Genomic DNA, 4071 nt, shown 5'->3' on the forward strand with positions numbered 1-4071 from the left:
AATGAAAGTCCCTCCGAAAAGGAAGGGAAATAGCTACCCGAAAATAGCCCGCAACCATGCGGCAGAAACGGGTGCTTCGCGAGAACCTCGCGGAGGCTACACGCAAAATTATACACTCCAACCACATCTACCCCCGCATAACTCCCTGGCAAGGGAAGAAACCATGCGAGCGACACGCCATGTTCCCGTCACGTACCAGGTTCTCGCTCACACAAAGACCCCCGCCGGGTGCTTCCTAAGCGACCCGGCGAGGGTCCTCACGTATGAGAGGGGTTGGCGCGGTTCAGGTAAACCAGACTAACCAAGCTAACCATGCAAACCGGGCGAGCTTCGAGTCTCACGGGACTAGAAAGAACAGCGCATCAAAACCCGAGCCGGCCAAAGCTCGGCCCCGGCGAACAGCGGAACTAGCGCTCCGCCTCCTCACCGAGCATGCCCTCACGAGCCAACGCAGTCAAACGAGACACCGCACGGAAATACTTCTTCTGATAACCACCAGCCAGCATCTCCTCAGTAAACACCTTGTCAAACGGCACACCCGAAGAAACAATCGGCAAGTCCTTGTCATACAGGCGGTCAGCCAACACCACAAAACGCAGCGCCACCGACTGCTCAGTAATCGGGTGAACATCACGCCACGCAATACCATCCAGGCCATCGATCAGCTGACGGTAACGCGACGGGTGCACCTTCGCCAGATGCTCCACCAGGTCAGCGAAGTTATCAACACCAACAGTCTGGCCGCCGAACACTTCCTCAATCTTCGCATCAAACGCATCATCAGCAACAGGCTCCGGCGCAGCAGGCAGGCCACGGTGACGGAAATCCTCACCATCCACACGGTGCACCTCAAACTGCGAAGCAAGCACCTGAATCTCACGCTTAAAATCCTCAGCCGCGAAACGGCCCTCACCCAACGCACCAGGCAGCGTGTTCGAGGTCGCCACAAGCTTCACGCCAGCATCCGCCAGCTCACGCATCAGACGAGACATGAGCACAGTATCACCCGGATCGTCCAGCTCAAACTCGTCAATGCACACCAGCTTGTAGCTGCTCAACGCCTCAACCGTCTTACGGAACGTCAACGCACCCACCAGGTTCGTGTACTCCACAAAAGTACCGAACGCCTTCGGGCCGTCCACATAATGCCACAGCGACGCCAACAGGTGAGTCTTACCCACACCAAAACCGCCGTCAAGGTACAGGCCAGCCTTCGTCGATTCCTTCTTCTTGCCACCAAACAGGCGACCAAAGAAACCGGCACCAGCGCCGCCACCATTAATCTTGTCGCCAAAATCCTTCAGCTTCTGCACAGCCTCAGCCTGCGACGGCTGATTCGGATCAGGAATGTAGCTATCAAAAGACACTTCACCAAAACGCTCAGAGGGGCGGAAACCCGCCAGCAACTCATCAGCAGAAACGCGAGGGATGCGGTCGGTCAAGTGTACGGTCGTGGTGGGCACAAAAACTCTTTTCTTCAGTGACGGCGATGTGACTTCCGCTTTAAGTGTAGTACTGTCTAACACCCCGCGTGAGCCGCATGAGTTGCCCGCCACATTACGGGTATGAGGAGGGGCGGCGGCGGGGTGCGGGGCCGCTCTGTTTTGTTTAGGCCGCTCAGTTCCAGTGGAGGTGCTGCTCCGCGCCGGTGGAGGTTCGGTCATGACCTAGCAATTTCAGCCATGACTTAGCATCTTTGGTAATGGTTAAAACCCCAGCCTAAAGTCACTAACCCATTACCGAAAAACTAAGTCATTATCGATTCCCGCCCACATATCCGACGCAGACCCAAATTCGGTATTGGGTTACGGATTTGTGCCATAGGTTAGTGTCTTTGGTCGTAGTTAAAAACCATGGTCGAAGACACTAAACCATGGCACAAATTCTGCAGGGGCGGGGCCTCCGCGAGTGTAGATTTATTTGATGCATAAAGCATTGATGTGTCCGAATAATGACGTTCAGATACTATTGCACTCAAAGCAACGCAAATATACACAAAGATGCGGTAGGGTGGTAACTGTAGTGTTCCATAACGCATTGATGCGTTTGTTGGGTGCGCTACGGGGCTGTTTTCCTTCCGGTGGTCAGGTACGACCCACAAAACCAGCCCGACTAGTAACTAAACAACACACCATCACCGACGATAGGAGCGTATCTTCTATGGAATCGACCATTCTTAATCGCCGTACCCTGCTGGGTAGCGGCGCACTTGTGGGCCTGGGGGCCCTGCTTGCGGCGTGTGGCCAGCAGGCAAATAACGAGGCGGCAGCCGCCTCGGCATCATCGACTGCCGCGCCGAGCGAGTCGGCTTCGGTGTCTGCGGCGGCTTCTGAATCTGCATCAGCTTCGGCAACCTCGTCTACTATCCGAGGCTACTCTGGACAGTCCAAAGCCCCCGACGGCGAATACCGTAAAGCCGACGGCTACGGACCCGCGCAAAACGTACCCAAGCCCCCGAGCCGGAAACAATACCCCGAAACTCAGGAGGGCGCTCTCAACATGATCAACGACTGGACTATAGCCCACAACTATGCAGTCCAGACGGGTGATTGCGAATACGCTAAAGCATATGTGAAACCAGAAACTGACGAAGAAAAATTCTACGGATATGTCGAGCGCCTTTATAAGCGCGGCGGATGGATCATTAATGGTCTCGACAAATATCAGCTCGATGGTCAGTTTATTTATGATGAAAAAACTAAAGAATACACCCTTATGCTGAAGCATATTTGGGAATTCGTAATGTATGTTGAGCCCGACGGGTCATACACCGAAGACACGAATACGGCCGAGGGGGACGATAGCGGCGCTTACATTCTCAAATATTCGGATGGATTTTGGACTGTCGTTGGCTCACTTTCTCAAGAGCAGCTGAAGGAAAAAGGGTTGTTGAAATAGCATGTTCCGTATCAGAGAAATGGGAAGTGCATATATACTCACTTTTGCTGTTATCACATCATCTGTTTTTATGAGCGTTCCTCCTGCGAACAGCCAGGAATGCAGTAGCGATAACGGCCATGCTATATGCCTCACTAAGGAAAAGACTCCACAACAAAACTTTGCGAGGAAAGGCATCCTAGATACTAGGATAGACTCACCTGTCGCTAAATCATCCCTTGAAATAGAAGCGGAGAACCAGCGGAAGGAAGAAGAATTCCGTAGAAATTATGACGAAGTAAAAGACAACTTGGGGCAGCCTATGTATATTCCCAAAGGTAATGCGCGCAAGCAAGGGGAAGCAGAATGTCTTGCAGCAGGAAGACAACCTGGCAAATACAGTCGTATCCGTGAGATGCCTATTGGTGACGAAGAGATAAATTACAATCCGAAAACAGGACTAGGAACATATTGCCAGCCGCTCGATACTAAAACCTTCACCTCAAATGACCCTGCACAGCCCAAGGGCCCCACTATTGAAGAAATGCTCCAAGAAGTTGAGGACCAATTCGCTAAAACCGATATCCAGGCCCCTGTTTTGAAGCAGTCCTACAACCTTGGCACCGGCCTGGGTGAAGATAACCCCAACGTCTACAAGAACCAGGCCGTCAACTTCTACGTCGATGCACCCACCGCACGTTGGGAAGGCGACCTGATGATTGGCCACGTTGAGATGGAGTCCTACCCCACCCAGATGACCATCCAGTACGGCAACGGTGACGAGGGCAGCTTCTACACCATGGGCAAGCCGGTTAGCAGGGCACGTGGTGAAGAGTCACGCAAGACCGCGACCAGTTATACCTACAAACGTTCAGGTAATTTCCATGCGTACGCGACCGTTTCTTATTCTGGCCGTTTCCGTGTTGACGGTGGCGATTGGCAGGCTCTGGATGTCGTTTTGACGAAGGAAACTGTCGATCCGCTGCTGATTCGTGTGTGGTGGGTTGATGTGGGTCGTGTCGGCGGCACCTGCGATGAAGACGACACTCGTTGGGGTTGCAAGAACGATCCCACGATGGGTAAGAAGGATAACCCGAACCCACGCCTGCGCAAGGCCGATATCCGTACCGGTCAGCGCTGGCACCTGAACGATAGCGGTGACGGGGATACGGAGTATTCGTTGCACCGCGACTG

At 53.3% G+C, this 4071-nt stretch carries 2 protein-coding genes and 1 pseudogene; 2 read left to right on the forward strand and 1 reads right to left on the reverse strand.

Annotated elements, in window-relative coordinates; translation table 11 throughout:
* Positions 1 to 407: 407 nt before the first annotated feature.
* A complete protein-coding gene (gene zapE / locus HMPREF2894_RS05060; RefSeq protein ID WP_070678088.1) occupies positions 408 to 1463 on the reverse strand; it encodes a cell division protein ZapE in 1056 nt (351 codons plus the stop codon).
* 697 nt (positions 1464 to 2160) lie between these two features.
* On the opposite strand from zapE, the gene HMPREF2894_RS05065 reads away from it, so the two are divergent.
* Together HMPREF2894_RS05065 and HMPREF2894_RS09145 are read left to right on the forward strand one after the other, a co-directional pair.
* Positions 2161 to 2898: a DUF6318 family protein gene (locus HMPREF2894_RS05065; protein ID WP_070678090.1), complete on the forward strand. Its 738-nt coding sequence runs from the start codon at positions 2161 to 2163 to the stop codon at positions 2896 to 2898.
* A gap of 577 nt (positions 2899 to 3475) precedes the next feature.
* Positions 3476 to 4071, forward strand: a pseudogene (locus HMPREF2894_RS09145) (peptide ABC transporter ATPase); the annotation flags it as partial.

This window comes from Rothia sp. HMSC066G02, from assembly GCF_001813145.1.
GTDB lineage: Bacteria > Actinomycetota > Actinomycetes > Actinomycetales > Micrococcaceae > Rothia.

Coding starts and splice junctions, on each gene's coding strand:
- HMPREF2894_RS05065 (WP_070678090.1), top strand. CDS start 2,161: ATGGAATCGACCATTCTTAATCGCCGTACCCTGCTGGGTAGCGGCGCA.